We start from the raw sequence: 15876 nt of genomic DNA, 5'->3' as shown, positions 1-15876 counted from the left end.
GGCGCCGCGCACTTGCCCGGCGCCTTTTTCATGTCATGTGCGCGCCGATATCTGGTCGACGAAGTCGGCAATCAGCGGCGCGATCTCGGAGAGGCGCTCCTCAAGGGCGAAATGACCCGTCTCGAACAGATGCAACTCGGCATCAGGCACATCGGCCAGAAAGGCGCGGGCGCCGGCTTCGGTGAAGAACGGATCATTGCGCCCCCAGGTGATGAGGGTTGGCGGGCGTGCGTCGCGCAACCATTGCTGCCATTCCGGATAGTGTGCGAGATTGCTCTTGTAGTCGAAAGCGAGATCGATCTGCGGCTGGCGACGATCCGGCCGGTCGAGAAAATGCTGGTCCATCGTCCAGCCGTCAGGGGCGACCAGCTCCGGATCGGATGTGCCGCCTTCATATTGCGCGCGCGTCATCTCCAGCGTCAGCAATTGCCGGACCTGGTCCGTCGCGCCGTCATCCTCAGGCCTGAGCGCGATGAAATCGCGCGCTGTGTCCGATAGGCCTTCGCGGTACGCATTGCCATTCTGGACGATCAGCCCGGCGATCAATTCAGGGCGCCGGCTTGCCAGCCGAAAGCCGACCGGGGCGCCGAAGTCGAAGGCGTAGAGAGTGAAAGTCTTGAGCGATAGGGCGTCGACAAAACCTTCGATGATGTCGGCCAGATGGTCGAAGCTGTAGACGAAACGGCCACCTTCGTTCGTCGATGTGGGGGCGTCGCTGTGGCCGAAGCCCGGATAATCAGGTGCGATCAGGCGATAACGGTTGCCAAGCACATCCATCAATCGACGATATTGATGCGAGGATGATGGAAACCCGTGCAGCAGGAGCAGTGTCGGAGCGTCCGCATTTCCCGGAACGCTTTCCCGGTAAAAGATCTTGATGCCGTCAACGACCGCAAAGCGGTGACGAATGATGGGGACGCTGATCGCACTCATGTCACACTCCTATATGGAAGATTTATGCATTAGGATTGTCCCGGAAAAACTAATGTGTCAACATAAAAAATATACATTAGCCAAATGGACGTGACATGGAATTGACCGCTTTTGTCGGAGAGCCCCTGGCGCTGGACCTGATCAACACGCGTCCGTTGATCGGGGAAGGGCACGTTGACCTGATCGGCGATGCGGAAGGGCTTGCCGTGTGGGTAGCGCAGGAGGCGGGACGGTTGCCGGATGCCTCGCTCTTCGGTGCTGCCACGCTTGCCGTCGAAGACCTTGTGGCCGTCCACGCGGTCCGCGACCATTTGGCCTCGGCGGTAAGGAGCCTGATGGAGGGCCGGGATGTGCCGACGGGCGATGTCGCCGGCCTCAACGCGGCGATGCGCGCTGCGCCCGTGACGCGGCACCTGGATTGGGGCGATGCGCCGGCGGTTAACAGCGAAAGGGCGGGAACGCCCGGCGTTCAACTGGCGGGCTTCCTGGCGGAGGATGCCGCCCTGTTGCTGGCAGGCCCGGATGCCAGGCTCATCCGCAAATGCGAGGCCGACGACTGCGTCATGCTCTTCGTCGGCAACAATGCGCGGCGGCGCTGGTGCTCGGCCGCCCGCTGCGGCAATCGCGTTCGCGTGTCGCGCTACTACCAGCGCAACAAGTCGCCCTGATCAAAGGTGCGTTTTCTTCCCGATGTGCCGACCTTTTGCACTGGCCCTATACGCCCGCAAGTGCGGGAACATTAGGAAAGGCAATCCTTGACGCAAATGGGAAAGTCCTTGCCGGAAAGACCCTATAGCCTTCAGGGTGTTGTTGTCGCGCCAAGCGCGTCGGCGCACACCTGCAGGCCGTTCGGTCCCTGTTGTTTTTGAGTTGGACCGAACCCTGTTGACACGCGACCGATCGCTGCGGTGAGATCGGTCGTCCGACGGGACGTACCGCCAGAACAAAGGGAACAAAAATGCACAAGCTTCTTGCAACGACTTGCCTGGCCGCCGGCCTTCTTGGCCTTGCCGGCACGGCCTCGGCAGCCGAATGCGGCGACGTGACGATCGCCAACATGAACTGGCAGAGCGCCGAGGTCCTGGCGAGTGTCGACAAGATCATTCTGACGGAAGGCTATGGCTGTAATGCCGAGCTCGTCGTCGGCGACACCGTGCCGACGATCACTTCGATGATCGAGAAGGGCCAGCCCGATATCGCGCCGGAAGGCTGGGTGGATCTGCTGCCGGATGTCGTCAATCGCGGCCTCGAGGAAGGCAAGCTCGTCGGTGCGGCCGTCGCCCTTTCCGATGGTGCTGTCCAGGGCTGGTGGGTGCCGAAATACATCGTCGATGCCAACCCCGACATCAAGACGATCGACGATGTGCTGAAGCACAAGGACCTGTTCCCGGATCCGGAAGACGCCAGCAAGGGCGCCGTCTTCAACGGTCCGCAAGGGTGGGGCGGCACGGTTGTCACGACCCAGCTCTACAAGGCCTATGGCGGCGAGGCGGCCGGCTTCACGCTGGTCGATACCGGCTCGGCTGCAGGCCTCGATGGCTCGATTGCCAAGGCCTACGAGCGCAAGCAGGGGTGGGTCGGTTACTACTGGGCACCGACGGCACTTCTCGGCAAATACGAGATGGTGAAGCTCGGCCATGGCGTCGAGGCGGATGCAGCGGAATGGAAGCGCTGCAACACGGTTGCCGATTGCCCGGACCCGAAGAAGAACGACTGGCCGAAGGACAAGGTCCAGACGCTGGTGACCAAGACCTTTGCCGATCGCGCCGGCCCTGCCATGGACTACTTGAACAAGCGCGCCTGGACCAACGACACCGTCAACAAGCTGATGGCCTGGATGACCGACAACCAGGCAAGCGGCGAGGAAGGTGCAAAACACTTCCTCCAGGAAAACCCAGACATCTGGACCACCTGGGTCTCCCCGGACATTGCCGAGAAGGTCAAGGCAGCGCTTTGATTGCCATCGCCTGATGAAATTGGGCGGCGCACTGTTCCGTGCGCCGCCCTTTGGTTGATGGTTGGTGGACGCAAAACAAAAACAAGGTCGCCGCCGGGGAAGAGCGAAGGGGAATGAAATGGAATGGTTGACCCAGTTTCCGCATATGGATGACGACCGCCTGCGGGCTTTGAAAAAGGCGATCGACGAAGGGTTCCGGACCTTCACGCGCGCCTATGGCGACGGCATCGAAGCGTTCTTCGAGCCGTTGCAGTTCTTTTTGATCCAGTCGGAGCGCTTCATGACGCGCACGCCCTGGCCGATCATCATCCTCTTGATTGCGGTTCTCGCCTGGTTCGCAAGCCGGAACTGGAAGATCGTCGCCGGCTGTATCGGCACGCTGCTGCTCATCGGCTATTTCGACATGTGGGACGATACGATGAAGACGATTTCGATGATCTTCGTCTGTACCGTGCTGTCGATCGCCATCGGCATACCGCTCGGCATCGTCATGTCGCGCTCTGACCGGGTCCAGAATGTCGTCAATCCTATACTCGACGTGATGCAGACCATGCCGAGCTTCGTCTATCTGATCCCGGTGGTGATGCTGCTCGGGATCGGCAAGGTGCCCGGGCTGATCGCCGTGGTGATCTACGCCATCCCGCCGATGATCCGCCTGACCAACCTCGGCATCCGTCTCGTCGACAAGGATGTACTGGAGGCGGCGGATGCCTTCGGCTCGTCTGGCTGGCAGAAACTGAAGAACGTGCAGATGCCCTTGGCGCTACCGACGATCATGGCCGGCATCAACCAGACGATCATGATGGCGCTCGCCATGGTGGTCATCGCCTCGATGATCGGGGTTCAGGGGCTCGGGCAGCCGGTGCTGAAGGCGATTGCCAATCAGTATTTTACGCTCGGCATCTTCAACGGCCTGGCCATCGTCGGCATCGCCATCATCTTCGACCGCGTCAGCCAGGCCTATGGTCACCGGCTGCAGAAGCATCGCGAGATCGTTCACGGCTGAAAATGACGGTACCAACCAACAGAGTGGCCCGGAGGCTTTCGCTTCCGGGCCACTTTACGTTTTGATCCTTCACGCCTTGCGCGGTGAAAGGATGCCGGTCGAGAGCGCCACGCCGACCGCCGTGACAATGGCGGCGACGATTTCGAACGGGCCGATCTCCTCGCCGAGCAGCATTGCCCCGCCGATCATCGCCAGCACCGGGGTCAGCGCGGTGAAGGCGGCGGCCTGGGTTCCGCCGAGGCTGCGAACGGCCACGCCATAGGCGACCATGGCGACGAGGCCCGAGAGCAGGCCCTGGCTGGTGATTTGCAGCGCGATCTCCTTGAGGGGGACGCTCGCAAGCGTGCTACCGAAGATGCCGGCAAGCAGCAGGTGGATCAGGAACGACCAGACGGCGATCAGTGCACTGCCCTCGAACGGGCTGAGGCCGGAGCGCCGGAAGGCGTGGGTGTAGATTGCCCAGAGTGTGGCTGCAGCCGGAAGTAGCGCATAACCGGCCCAGCCGGTGCCGGTGGTGCCGGCAAGGCTGCGGGCAAGCAGGAGGGCGACGCCGGCGACGATCGCGGCAAAACCGGCGATACGCATGCGGTCGGGCCGCTCGCCGAAGACGGTAATGCCGATCAGCGCCGTTGCCAGCGGCATCGAGCCGCCGAGCAGCACGCCGACTGAAGAGGCAGGTGTGGCATGAATGGCAAAGGCTGCGACCTGAAAGAACAGCGCGCCGGAACCGGCAACCATCAGGAGAAGCAAGAGAACCGGCAGCCTGCGCGGCAGAAGCCCGATCTTTAGCCAAACAGGGGCAAGAACCAGCGCCGGAACGCCGTAGCGGATAAGGCCAAGGTCTATCGTGCCGAGCGCGGTGCCGGCGGTGTGTCGTGTCGCAAGAATCCACCCGGCCCAGATCAGCACGGTGATGAAGGCGCCGGCGTAGCCCGTGGCCACGGGCGCGGTGGTGCCGCGATCGAGTGTGAGCGCAACCATCTGATTTTCCTTCCCGAATTGGATGCCCGTAGTGATCGGGGCCGGGAAGAAGATTACTGCCAATGGGCAAGGCATGTCCTTGCGATTTATGCCCGGAATGGCCTATGGTGCGCAATCATGTGCCAAAATGGCCTCATTGGAATGTCAGCTATGCCAAATCTGGATAAATTCGATCTCGCGATTCTCAAGATCCTACAGGAGGATGCGCGAGCAACGAACGTGGAGATTGCCGAACGTGTCAATCTGTCGCCGTCTCCATGCCTGCGGCGCATCCGCAATCTGGAGAAATCTGGGATCCTGCGCGGCTATCGGGCTGATATCGACCGCAAGGAGGTTGGGCTTGGGTTGACCGTTTTCGTGGAGATCAAGGTCGGCCAGCACAGCCGCGAGAATGCCCAGCGTCAGCAGGAAGCACTGCTTGCCATTCCAGAGGTCGTGTCCTGCTTCCTGATTTCAGGAAATGCAGATTTCCTGGCCGAGGTGGTCGTGGAAGACCTATCGGCCTACGAGACTTTGCTGACGGAGACCTTGCTGGCAATGCCCGGCGTGACGGACATTCGCTCCAATTTCGCCATCCGCTCGATCAAGACGGGCGGCCCGCTGAAGCTGCCGGAGTAGGGCTGAAGGCAGGTCGGCACTGGCGGAGCCGGGCTCCCGTCTCCTGCAGGCGGCAGGTTAAGTTTTTGTAAGGGACTGGAAACGGCGCCGATTGCGCTTATCTCATCGCGGTGGCCGCCCTCGTGTCACGGCAATGGAGCCAGTAAGCCTTTCATGAAAATCAAAGCGATCTTCAATCGGGACGGTGGAACCTTCCGAACGACGGACATGACGGCCTATGGCAGCAAGGTTGAGGCGATTTTCCGCGATGCCGGCCACCAGATCGAGATCGCGACGGTCTCGGGTGCCGAGATGCAGGAGGCGCTCGAAAAGACCTGCAGACGCGACGATCTCGACGCGATCGTCGCTGGCGGCGGCGATGGCACGATTTCGGCCGCCGCAGGCGTTGCCTGGAAAACCGGCATGCCGCTCGGCGTCGTCCCGGCCGGGACGATGAACCTTTTTGCCCGCACACTGAAATTGCCGCTCGATATCTGGAAGGCGCCGGAGGTTCTGGCGCAGGGCACGATCATCGATGGCGACATCGGCAGCGCCGACGGCCGCGCCTTCGTGCACCAGTTCTCGATGGGCCTGCATGCTCGCATGGTGCGCTACCGAGAATCGTTCAGTTTCCGGTCGCGGCTGGGCAAGATCACGGCGAGCACACGAGCTGCCCTCGGGGTCATCCTCAATCCGCCGGATTTCGAGATCGAGTTCGACGTGGATGGTCACCATGAAAGTCGTCATGTCTCGGCCGTGTCCGTGTCGAACAACCCGTTCGGGCGCGATACGCTGATGTATGCCGACGACGTGACAGCCGGTCATCTCGGTTTCTACACCGCGCCGCCTCTAAGCCCGCCCGGGGTTGCCAAGCTGGCGCTCGACGTGATGCGCGGCAAGTTCCGCGACAATCCGGTGATTACAGAAATGAGCGGCCATGCGCTGGATCTGCATTTCCCCAAGGTCGACCGGAAGATCAACTGCGTGATCGATGGCGAACTTCTACCGATGGGCCGCGACGTCGCGCTGAGGATCCACCCGGGCGAACTGAAGTTGCTCGTTGGTGCCGACAGGCCCGGTTCGGGACCCCAGGTCAGTCCGTGACCCCGGGTCAATCCGTGACCCCCGGGTCAGTCTTTACCCCGAGACAGCCGAAGCTGTCGTGATTCTCGTCCTTGCCGCACGACGCAGAAGCAATTGATCTGCGCCAACGCCCATCTGCCGCGCATCGCGACCGCTGTCGCGGCACGATGCTGTCGATGGTTCTGTAGGCAAAGCTGGAGAAGCGTTGCCGTTTACTGGAACGACGTCTCGTAGAAGCTTCTGAGCTTGCGGGAATGCAGCTTCTCGGGCGGCATCGAAGCCAGCTTCTGCAGAGCCAGAATACCGATCTTCAGATGCTGGCTGACCTGCGTCCGATAGAAGGCCGTGGCCATTCCCGGAAGCTTGAGCTCGCCGTGCAGCGGTTTGTCGGAAACGCAAAGCAGCGTGCCGTAGGGCACCCGGAAGCGGAAGCCGTTGGCAGCGATTGTCGCCGATTCCATGTCGAGCGCGATGGCGCGCGCCTGCGACAGGCGCTTGACCGGTCCGCGCTGGTCGCGCAGTTCCCAGTTGCGGTTGTCGATGGTGGCGACGGTGCCGGTGCGCATGATCTGTTTGAGATCGTAGTCGCGATAGCCGGTGACTTCGGCAACGGCATCCTGCAGCGCCACCTGAACCTCGGCAAGGGCCGGCAGTGGGATCCAGACCGGTAGGTCGTCGTCCAGCACATGGTCTTCGCGCATATAGGCATGGGCGAGCACGTAGTCGCCGAGGCGCTGGCTGTTTCTGAGGCCGGCGCAATGGCCGAGCATCAACCAGACATGCGGGCGCAGCACGGCGATATGGTCGGTGATCGTCTTTGCGTTGGACGGGCCGACGCCGATATTGACCATGGTGATACCGCCATGGCCCTTTTTCTTCAGGTGGTAGGCGGGCATCTGCGGCAGACGGGCGAGCGTATAATCCGTTTCGGGCTTGTCGGCGCCGGCAGGCGTGATGATGTTGCCGGGCTCGACGAAGGCCGTGTAGCCGTTGCCGCCTTCCGCCATCTGTTGGCGTGCCCAGGCGCAGAACTCGTCGATATAGAACTGGTAGTTGGTGAACAGCACGAAGTTCTGAAAATGCGTCGCACTCGTGGCCGTGTAGTGGCTGAGGCGGGCCAGTGAATAGTCGATGCGCTGGGCTGTAAACGGTGCCAGCGGCGATGGCTCGCCCGGGCCTGGTTCATAGGAGCCGTTGGCGATCTCATCGTCAGTTGTCGTCAGGTCCGGCGCGTCGAACAGGTCGCGCAGCGGAATATCGATGGATTCGCCCGCGGACGCTTCGACATGCGCACCTTCACCGAACGCAAAATGCAGCGGGATAGGCGTCGAAGATTCGGAAACGGTGACGCCGAGGCCGTGATTGCGCATCAGGTGCCCCAGCTGTTCCTTCAGATAGTGCCGGAACAGTTTCGGTCGCGTGATCGTTGTGGTGTAAACGCCCGGCGCGCTGACATATCCGTATGACAGGCGGGAATCGACATGGCCGAAGCTGCTGGTTTCGATGCTGACCTGTGGGTAGCAGGCGCGATAGCGCGTCATCGGAACGCCGTTCTTGCCCAGCCCCTCGAAAGCCTCTGTGAGGAACCGGGTATTGCGATCGTAAAGCGCCTCCAGGCAATCGACCGCGTCCGCAGGATCTTCGAAGAACTGCGGCTCGAACGGGTCGGGTGTGGAGACGGAAAGGACGGAGTGTGAAGAGATTCGCTTGTTCATGTCGCATTATAGGCTGAGGCTTCTGACAAGCAAACGACAAGATGCGGCATGCACAACCGCGCCGATCAGAACAACTTTAGCGCGGTCCGGCGAGAATGATGGCGCTGCCGACGAGGGCGACGGTCATTCCGGTCAGATCCCAGCGATCGGGCCTGATGCCTTCGGCAAGCCACAGCCAGACGAGTGACGCGGCGATATAGACCCCGCCATAGGCGGCATAGGCGCGGCCGGCCGCTTCGCTGTCGATCAGCGTCAGCAGCCAGGCAAACAGTGCCAATGATGCGACGCCCGGGATCAGCCACCAGATCGGCTTGTCGAGTTTCAACCAGGCCCAGAACGCGAAGCATCCGGCGATCTCGGCAAGGGCGGCAAGGGAGTAAACGGCATAGGCTGGCATCGGCGGTGGGTCCTTTCAACCGTGAAAGGATAGGAAGGAGCGCAGCGATGCAAGAGAGGCAGGCAAAGGAAAAGGCGCCGGTGGCGCCTTGGGTCAGCTCATGGATTGACGCTGCAGCGTCACGAAGAGAACGAGACCGGCGCCCTGCTTGCCGATGCCGAGGCCGTTGGCCTTGCTATAGGCGAGCGCCCCTACCGGCGCCATCAGCAGGCTGGCAAGTGCAAGAACACGCAGCGAGAGAAAGGCGGAGGTGGAAAGGGCGGCCAGCATGGCGTTTACTCCGTTAGAGCTTGGCTTGGCAGTATTGCGCCGTGTGCGCGGTGCAATCAGTCAGCGAGCCGAGATAGGTGTTGGTGCGGCGACGTTCGGTGTCTGCACTGACCGCGGCGGCAAGGGTCATCGCGAAAACAACCATCAGAAGGCTGATAATGGTGAGGCGCCGAGCAAGAATGTCCATGGTTCTGTCCGTTGGTCTGGAGGCGGTTCAAATCGATTGAGTGGGTTTTCGCACAACCAAACTGAACTCTTGCTGATATCGCCGTTCATCTGGCGTTCATCTTGCGATTGATGTCGCCGTCATTCTCGCGGGAAGGGCGCACAAAACTCCGCGATCAGGCATGGGCGGTGTTGGGCTGACGGCTGGATGGGCCTGCCATTGCAAAAAAACAAAACCCGCCGAAAATCTCGGCGGGCTTGTAAATGAACTGAAGGTCACCCGAGGGGCGCCCATTTTGAAAGGGTCTCTCCGAGAGCATCCTGCCTTCAGATGGAATCGCTGAAGGCGCGGCGCTTTCTAGAGGCGCGACCAGGTCTGCGTTTTGCAGAGAACCTTGAGCACGCATCCCTTCATTTTTAGCGAGTTGCCGTCGACGGCACCGGAACCGCTATAGGTCTTGTCGGTTTCCGGATCGGTGATTTCCCCGGAATAGTTGCCGCCTGTGCCGGTCAGGTTGCCTATCCGCTTGCCGACGTATTTTCCGGTCTTCAGCGTGACGCAGTAGGCGCCGCCGCAAGGGGCGATTTCGGCTGTCGCGCCGGTTGCGGTCTTCCAGTTGCCGATGATCGGCTCGGCGGCATTGGCCGCTCCGGCAACGCCAACAGCGAGAGCCGCTGTCATGAGCAGGGTGCGTATCATTCATTCCTCCAGATAGAAGTCGCCGGCGCGGTCCGCTTCGCCGGCATCTCTGCAAATATCCTCGTTTGAAAGGCAGTCTCCTCACCGCCGCCGGCAAGATAGCTTACGCGCACGTAAAGGTAAACTGGCTTGAACGCGGCCGTTTATGCTTTTTCTTTGCCGGTTTCCGATGGAGAAAAATCGAGGAAACACAGCATTGGCGTAGTTGTGTCCTTTTTTCGTGGTTACCGTTTGGTTGAAATCGGCGGTTGAATATTTCGTAAATTTTTATGCAAATGCGCCGGATTTCCGGCCTTTCGATGTTTAACAAAAACTCAAGTTTACCAAGTGTTTGAACTTTGTTTGTCTCAAATTAATCATGCATTTTAAGCGCGTATTGAAGGCCGTGCTGCATAGTAAGACCCATAAGACGAGCGGAGAAATTCACCCCGCCGAATGACCGAAGATGACGCTGCAAAAGACGGCGCGGTTCGGAAAGGCCCACAAAGAGGCACGGTCGAACAGGGACCAAAAACAAATGCTGATCTGGAGCATGGTCCGCCTCAAAAGGGTGGGCCGCTTCGGAAAATCAACCAGGCAAAACAGGGACAAAAAAATGGCACGCTTTGATATGCAGGTTGCTTCGAATACCGCGATGGGTGGTGAAAACCAGGCGGACGTCTTTTGCGAAATGGGTCTGGCCTATGCGACCGGCCGCGGTCGTCCGGTCGATCTGGTGGCCGCTCACAAATGGCTGAACATCGCCGCTATCAAGGGCTGCGACCGCGCCGTCGATCTGCGCGCCGACCTGTCTATGACCATGAGCAAGGCCGACCTCGCCGCAGCGCTTCGTGCCGCCCGCGAGTGGATGACGGTTCACTGATCAACAGACGGGGCTCGCGCTCCCGTCCGGCGGCGCCCGCCAGTAAGCAGGCGCCGGGATATGAAGGCCTATTTGCCGCCTGCCAGCTTTGCGAGAACCTGTGGTAGGGCGGCTTCAAACAGATCCATCTCCGCGTCCGGGCCCGTACTGACGCGAATGCAGCGATTGAGCGGGGCGACGCCGGGCATGCGGATGAAGATGCCGTGGTCGCTCATCAGGGCATCGACGATCGCGCGCGCATAGACCGCGTCGCGCCCACAATCGATCGCAACGAAATTCGTTGCCGACACGAGCGGCGACAAGCCGTTGCGTCTAGCGATCTCGGCGATGCGTTCGCGCGAATGCGCAATTCTTGCTGTGACAGTTGCCAGATAATCCCGATCCGCGAGCGCTGCCACTGCCGCCGCAACGCCGATCCTGTTCATCCCGAAATGATTGCGGATCTTGTCGAACGCCTGGGCGGTGCCGGGCGTGGTGATGACGTAACCGACTCGCGAGCCGGCAAGGCCGTAGGCTTTCGAGAAAGTCCGGGTTCTCACGACATTGGGCATGTCGATGAACGCGTCGATCACCGGCAGAGCTTCTGTCGGCGCCGTCTCGCAATAGGCCTCATCCAGAATGAACAGCGTGGTTTCGGGCAGCGCCTTGGCGAATTCGACGATTCGCTCGGCCTCCCACCAGCTTCCCATCGGATTATCGGGATTGGCGAAGTAGACGAGCGGAGCGTTTTCTTTTTTGACGGCGGCAAGCAATCCGTCGAGATCTTCGCTATCGCCGACATAGGGCACTGTCACCAGCCGCCCCCCGTGACCGACGACGTGGTAGTTGAACGTCGGATACGCGCCGAACGAGGTGACGACGGGCATACCCGGCTCGATCACCATCCGCACGATCTGGCCGAGCAATCCGTCGATGCCTTCGCCGATCGCAATGTTGCCGGCAGAGACACCAAGTCGAGTGGCCAGCGCCTGCTTCAGATCATGATTTTCCGGGTCCGCATATTTCCACGTGCCCGTCGCCGCCTCGCGCATCGCTTGGACGACGCTTTCGGCTGGCCCGAAGCCGCTTTCATTGGCACCGATACGGGCCGCGATCGCGCGCCCGCGTTGGCGTTCAATGGCTTCAGGCCCGACGAAGGGGATGGTGGAGGGCAGGGATTGGATGAGCGGCGTGAAGCGAGAGAATGCGGACATGCTTTATATAAGGCCCCGTTCGAACAAAGTTCTCGGAACTTAGCGCATGCATTGGCAATGCGGAATCGCCTTGGTGAGAAAAAGCCGACGCGATCTGTGCGGTTTTGACGACCGGTTGCACCTGCTCCAAGGGGCTTAACGGCGCTTGGGTGTTTTCGCGTTCTGGCCGGTAAAGAATTCCTGCCGGATGATCTCGCGCAGCAGGGTCTGTTCGATCGGCTTGATGAACTGCACCCCGATGCGCTCGCCATTGCGATAGACCTCGGCGCAGCCGATACGAAGCGAAGTGCCGATGATGTGGAGATAATAGTGCTGTGGCAGGCCGATCGTGGTCTGCACGGCAAAGCTGGCGCCGCCGCGGGAGATGTCGATCATCCGACAGGTGCGGACCGACACGCTGCCAAGCCCCGGCTGTACCGTTGTCAGGGTGGCGGCATGGCCGATGGAAAAGCGTTCGTAGCGACGCTCGTAGAACGGCGAGGGCACGCAGGAATACATCGTCTGCTGCATCTGTCATTCTCCGCCTGCGCCGGATCGCGAAATGCGATCATTCGGCCTTCGATCGTGGGCAATTCATTTGCCCACGCTTAATCCTCGCGTGAATGCCGAGGTAAGTCGAGTGCAGTCTCGGCGCAGAAGTTTGCAATCCCCTGAAGGAGATCGATAAAAATCTAACTTCGGTCATTTTCTCTGAGGGGGAAGGTGGTTGCGCTCAAAAACCACCGCTTGAAAATTGCATGCGGATCAGCCGGCTGACGAAGTCGGGAGCGAGGAGCATGTTGAAGCGCACGCCGAGCTCCGCACCGTTGCGATGAACCTGAGAGCAGCCGATCTCTTCCTTGAATCCGTCAATCTCGAGGAAGAAGTGTTTTGGCACCATCAGCGCGGCATTGAAATCGAGCATGGCGCCAGCGATCGAAATGTGACGCAGCAGGCATTGATATTTGGTCTTTGCCTTGAGGTGCTGGCCGATGATCAGAATTCGGCAGGGACGCTCAATGAAGTAATGTTGATACGTGGCTGCCAGCTGCCCTGGCTTCGCTTCCGCGACGTGCATTTTCATCGACATGGCAAGCTCCGAGAACGCATAGCCTTTCCTTGGCTCAGGAGACGCATCGCGCCCGCCCGGAATCACCCGGCGCAAGAGATGCGGCGTCTGAGTTAAGGTTGCCGACTTGCTTCGACCTTGCGGCGCAGGCCGAAAGACGAGGCTCAAAAAATATGGCGATCGGAGACATTGAAAGCCCCTGGCTCATACGTAATAGTTTCATCAGGGCATGACTGTCGGGCGGTGGCATCGTCCCGAAGTGCCGGCAATGGGGTTGTGCGCCTCCCGTCTCTTGCTGCCGAAGAGCCAGGAGATAAGGGAGCGCCGGAGGGACGAGCATGATTACGGGGCAACTCCGGCAGTGGCGGTCATTCGTCATTCTTTTCGTGGCCGTGCTGGCCTTTGCGCCGGCGGATGCCCTGGCCGCAAAACGCGTCGCCCTGTTGATTGGCAACGAGAAGTATGAGGCGACCTCGCAACTCAACAATCCCGCCAATGACGTCGAGCTGATGAAGGTTTCATTCGAGGAGGCCGGTTTCGATTCCGTCACCACGGTCCACGATGTCGGGCGCAAGGATATGGTCAGGGCGCTGCGGGATTTCGAAGACCTGGCAACGGGCGCCGATGTGGCGATTGTCTACTATTCCGGCCACGGCATGGAAATGAACGGCCAGAATTTTCTGCTGCCGACCGACGTAAAATTGCAGACGGACAAGGATATCGAGGACGAGGCGGTCGGTCTCGATCGGGTTCAGCGCTCGCTCGAGGGCGCGACCAAGCTCAAGCTGGTGATCCTAGACGCCTGTCGCAACAACCCGTTCGAGCAGAGCATGACGCGCTCGATCTCGACGCGCGCCGTTTCGCGAGGTCTCGCGCGGGTCGAGCCGGAATCGGCCGACCTGTTGGTCGCCTTTGCTTCCAAGGCCGGCACAGTGGCCCTTGATGGCGAGGGCAAGAACAGCCCCTTTGCCACAGCGCTTGCCAAATACCTCACAGAGCCGGGCGTCGATGTGCGCATCGCGTTGGGCAAGGTGCGCGACGAGGTGGTTTCGGTCACCAACCGCGGCCAGGAGCCCTTTGTCTATGGATCGCTCGGTGGCGCGCAAATCTTCCTGAACATCAAGGAAGTCAACATCAGCATCACCAACAACGGCGAGCAGCTCTCGCCCAACAGCCAATCGGCCGCTGCCGCCGACTGGCAGAATATCCGCGATCTCGCCGACAAGGATCTGATCGCCGCCTTCCTCGCCAAGCATGGATCCGATCCGGTCTACAAGATGTTGGCTGAGAAGAAGCTGAAGCTTCTGACCGAGGCCGAGCAGACGTCGAGCGTAACGCCTGACGAGATTGCCTGGGACGCCCTGAAGCAATCGACCGATGCCGCAGCGCTCACGCGGTTCCTCGAACGTTACCCCGACAGCAAGCACAAGGCGGAGGCGGAGCAGCAGATCGCGGCGCTCGAACCACAAAAAGGGCTCAACATCTCGCAGACCGGCAAGGACACGCAAGCCTCGCGCGACTGCTATCTGCTGGCAGGCGAACCGCAGTCCATGCCCGGTTTCGTCGGTGTGAATTTCCTGAAGCTTGATTCGGCCCGTGCTCTGACCGCCTGTGCACAGGCGGTCAACGAGAACCCCGACGACATGATGCTCGTCAACATGCTGGGACGGGCACAGGACGCTGGACGCGATTATGTCGAAGCACGCCACAACTACCAAAAGGCCGCCGACGGCGGCAATATGTATGCGTTGACCAACCTGGCCTGGTTCTCCGTCTACGGCACCGACGGCGCCGTCGATGTCGATCAGGGCAAGCGGATGTTCGAGCAGGCGGCAAAGGCCGGCAACGCCTATGGTCAGGCATCGCTCGGCTGGCTTTATCGTGAGGGTTACGGCGGTATTGCCCGGGACTACGAGGAAGCGGCGAGATGGTATCAGCTGGCTGCCGACCAGGGGTACGCCAACGCCATGGCGACCGTCGCGTGGTTCTATAGAGAAGGACTTGGCCTGTCGAAGGACCTGGCGCAATCGCTCAACTGGTACAAGAAGGCAGCCGAAGGCGGCGACGTCAACGCGATGTCGTCACTCGGGTGGGCCTATCAGAACGGACTTGGCACCGAGCAGAACTATGTGGAAGCCAAGACCTGGTATGAAAAAGCGGCGAATGTCGGTGATTCCTATTCGATGGCGTTGCTCGGCTGGTTCTATGATGTCGGCACCGGCGTCGCCCAGGACTATGCCCAGGCGCGCACATGGTACGAAATGGCGGCGAATGCCGGCAGTGCCTACGCGATGGGAAATCTGAGCCGCCTTTATGACTATGGGCTCGGCACCAAGGCGGATGCGAAGGAGGCGGTGCGTTGGGCGGCGGCCAGCGTCGAGGGTGGTGACCCGGCCAAGCTTCAGGAATTGAAGTCGCAGCCGAGCAATTTCACACCTGCCTTCCGCAAGGAAATGCAGGCGCTGTTGAAGGACCGCGGCCTTTATAGTGGCCCCGTCGATGGGGACTTTGGAGCGGCGACGCTCGATGCGATCGACAGGCTCTCTCGGAAGTCATGAATTGATCCCCGGCAGCAAGTCCCTGATCCTGATCAGGGCAGCGCTCGCGTTGCCCGCGCTGGTGGGGCGTTGCAGGCGAAGAGGTGTCTCTTCACGGCCGTGACGGGGTCCGTTCTTCGGGTGCCCACATGAAAATTCGCTCATTTCCCAGAAACCGACAAAAAAATCTTGCATTGCCCGCGGTCTGACACTAGTCAGGCGCTAACGGAGAGGTGGCCGAGTGGTCGAAGGCGCTCCCCTGCTAAGGGAGTATACCCGGAAGGGTATCGAGGGTTCGAATCCCTTCTTCTCCGCCATTATTCTTTTGGGTCACAGGCGGTCCCAATTTCCTCCGACTTTTCAGAGCTTTGAAGCAATCCCTGAAGAAGGGGCTTGTTGTTGCTGTGACTCAGTCGTGTGACCCGGAAATGT

General features: G+C 60.4%; 17 protein-coding genes and 1 tRNA gene. 8 read left to right on the top strand and 10 right to left on the bottom strand.

Annotated features, from left to right (window positions below):
• Positions 1–33: 33 nt before the first annotated feature.
• The gene (locus tag BLJAPNOD_RS17965) at positions 34–933 is read right to left on the bottom strand and encodes an alpha/beta hydrolase (RefSeq protein ID WP_115420676.1); all 900 of its coding nucleotides are present in this window, start codon (positions 931–933) and stop codon (positions 34–36) included.
• 95 nt (positions 934–1028) lie between these two features.
• On the opposite strand from BLJAPNOD_RS17965, the gene BLJAPNOD_RS17960 reads away from it, so the two are divergent.
• The 3 genes from BLJAPNOD_RS17960 to BLJAPNOD_RS17950 all read left to right on the top strand — a co-directional run bounded on the left by BLJAPNOD_RS17960 (position 1029) and on the right by BLJAPNOD_RS17950 (position 3896).
• On the top strand, positions 1029–1601 hold the full coding sequence (locus BLJAPNOD_RS17960; protein ID WP_115420675.1) for an ABATE domain-containing protein: 573 nt from the start codon (positions 1029–1031) through the stop codon (positions 1599–1601).
• Positions 1602–1891: 290 nt separating this feature from the next.
• Positions 1892–2890 carry an ABC transporter substrate-binding protein gene (locus tag BLJAPNOD_RS17955; RefSeq protein ID WP_077504009.1) on the top strand — a complete coding sequence of 333 codons (999 nt, stop codon included), beginning with the start codon at positions 1892–1894 and terminating at the stop codon, positions 2888–2890.
• A gap of 118 nt (positions 2891–3008) precedes the next feature.
• Positions 3009–3896: a proline/glycine betaine ABC transporter permease gene (locus BLJAPNOD_RS17950; protein WP_025426359.1), complete on the top strand. Its 888-nt coding sequence runs from the start codon at positions 3009–3011 to the stop codon at positions 3894–3896.
• 69 nt (positions 3897–3965) lie between these two features.
• Here BLJAPNOD_RS17950 and BLJAPNOD_RS17945 read toward each other — a convergent pair whose 3' ends face one another.
• Complete coding sequence (locus BLJAPNOD_RS17945) at positions 3966–4877, bottom strand: DMT family transporter (RefSeq protein ID WP_077504008.1); 912 nt, start codon at positions 4875–4877, stop codon at positions 3966–3968.
• 150 nt (positions 4878–5027) lie between these two features.
• Here BLJAPNOD_RS17945 and BLJAPNOD_RS17940 point away from each other — a divergent pair, with 150 nt between their 5' ends.
• Both BLJAPNOD_RS17940 and BLJAPNOD_RS17935 read left to right on the top strand, forming a co-directional pair.
• The gene (locus BLJAPNOD_RS17940; protein ID WP_053246850.1) at positions 5028–5495 is read left to right on the top strand and encodes an Lrp/AsnC family transcriptional regulator; all 468 of its coding nucleotides are present in this window, start codon (positions 5028–5030) and stop codon (positions 5493–5495) included.
• 153 nt (positions 5496–5648) lie between these two features.
• Entirely contained in the window at positions 5649–6578 is a 930-nt protein-coding gene (locus BLJAPNOD_RS17935) for a diacylglycerol kinase family protein (protein ID WP_077504007.1), read from the top strand.
• A gap of 191 nt (positions 6579–6769) precedes the next feature.
• Here the strand turns inward: BLJAPNOD_RS17935 and BLJAPNOD_RS17930 are convergent, their stop codons facing one another.
• The 5 genes from BLJAPNOD_RS17930 to BLJAPNOD_RS17910 all read right to left on the bottom strand — a co-directional run bounded on the left by BLJAPNOD_RS17930 (position 6770) and on the right by BLJAPNOD_RS17910 (position 9804).
• Positions 6770–8272 carry an AMP nucleosidase gene (locus tag BLJAPNOD_RS17930; RefSeq protein ID WP_077504006.1) on the bottom strand — a complete coding sequence of 501 codons (1503 nt, stop codon included), beginning with the start codon at positions 8270–8272 and terminating at the stop codon, positions 6770–6772.
• Positions 8273–8348: 76 nt separating this feature from the next.
• On the bottom strand, positions 8349–8669 hold the full coding sequence (locus BLJAPNOD_RS17925) for a YnfA family protein (protein WP_077504005.1): 321 nt from the start codon (positions 8667–8669) through the stop codon (positions 8349–8351).
• A 93-nt stretch (positions 8670–8762) separates the two neighbouring features.
• Entirely contained in the window at positions 8763–8939 is a 177-nt protein-coding gene (locus BLJAPNOD_RS17920; protein WP_162174731.1) for a hypothetical protein, read from the bottom strand.
• A gap of 13 nt (positions 8940–8952) precedes the next feature.
• Positions 8953–9126, bottom strand: coding sequence for a hypothetical protein (locus BLJAPNOD_RS17915; protein WP_115420674.1), 174 nt, complete (start codon positions 9124–9126; stop codon positions 8953–8955).
• Between the two features lie 336 nt (positions 9127–9462).
• Positions 9463–9804, bottom strand: a complete 342-nt coding sequence (locus tag BLJAPNOD_RS17910) for a DUF2147 domain-containing protein (protein ID WP_115420673.1) — start codon at positions 9802–9804, stop codon at positions 9463–9465.
• A gap of 595 nt (positions 9805–10399) precedes the next feature.
• On the opposite strand from BLJAPNOD_RS17910, the gene BLJAPNOD_RS17905 reads away from it, so the two are divergent.
• A complete protein-coding gene (locus BLJAPNOD_RS17905; protein ID WP_065787316.1) occupies positions 10400–10666 on the top strand; it encodes a sel1 repeat family protein in 267 nt (88 codons plus the stop codon).
• A gap of 68 nt (positions 10667–10734) precedes the next feature.
• On the opposite strand, the gene BLJAPNOD_RS17900 is transcribed toward BLJAPNOD_RS17905, so the two are convergent.
• The 3 genes from BLJAPNOD_RS17900 to BLJAPNOD_RS17890 all read right to left on the bottom strand — a co-directional run bounded on the left by BLJAPNOD_RS17900 (position 10735) and on the right by BLJAPNOD_RS17890 (position 12928).
• Positions 10735–11859, bottom strand: coding sequence for a pyridoxal phosphate-dependent aminotransferase (locus BLJAPNOD_RS17900; RefSeq protein WP_115420672.1), 1125 nt, complete (start codon positions 11857–11859; stop codon positions 10735–10737).
• Positions 11860–11994: 135 nt separating this feature from the next.
• Positions 11995–12369 carry a PilZ domain-containing protein gene (locus BLJAPNOD_RS17895; RefSeq protein WP_077504002.1) on the bottom strand — a complete coding sequence of 125 codons (375 nt, stop codon included), beginning with the start codon at positions 12367–12369 and terminating at the stop codon, positions 11995–11997.
• A gap of 202 nt (positions 12370–12571) precedes the next feature.
• Complete coding sequence (locus tag BLJAPNOD_RS17890) at positions 12572–12928, bottom strand: hypothetical protein (RefSeq protein WP_053247606.1); 357 nt, start codon at positions 12926–12928, stop codon at positions 12572–12574.
• 317 nt (positions 12929–13245) lie between these two features.
• On the opposite strand from BLJAPNOD_RS17890, the gene BLJAPNOD_RS17885 reads away from it, so the two are divergent.
• A complete protein-coding gene (locus BLJAPNOD_RS17885) occupies positions 13246–15465 on the top strand; it encodes a caspase family protein (RefSeq protein WP_115420671.1) in 2220 nt (739 codons plus the stop codon).
• A gap of 206 nt (positions 15466–15671) precedes the next feature.
• Positions 15672–15761, top strand: a tRNA-Ser gene (locus BLJAPNOD_RS17880).
• Positions 15762–15876: the final 115 nt, after the last annotated feature.

This window comes from Ensifer sp. M14, from assembly GCF_003355565.1.
GTDB lineage: Bacteria > Pseudomonadota > Alphaproteobacteria > Rhizobiales > Rhizobiaceae > Ensifer.
The sequence above is the reverse complement of the archived record's forward strand: the minus strand, read 5'-3'. Positions and strand labels throughout refer to the sequence as shown.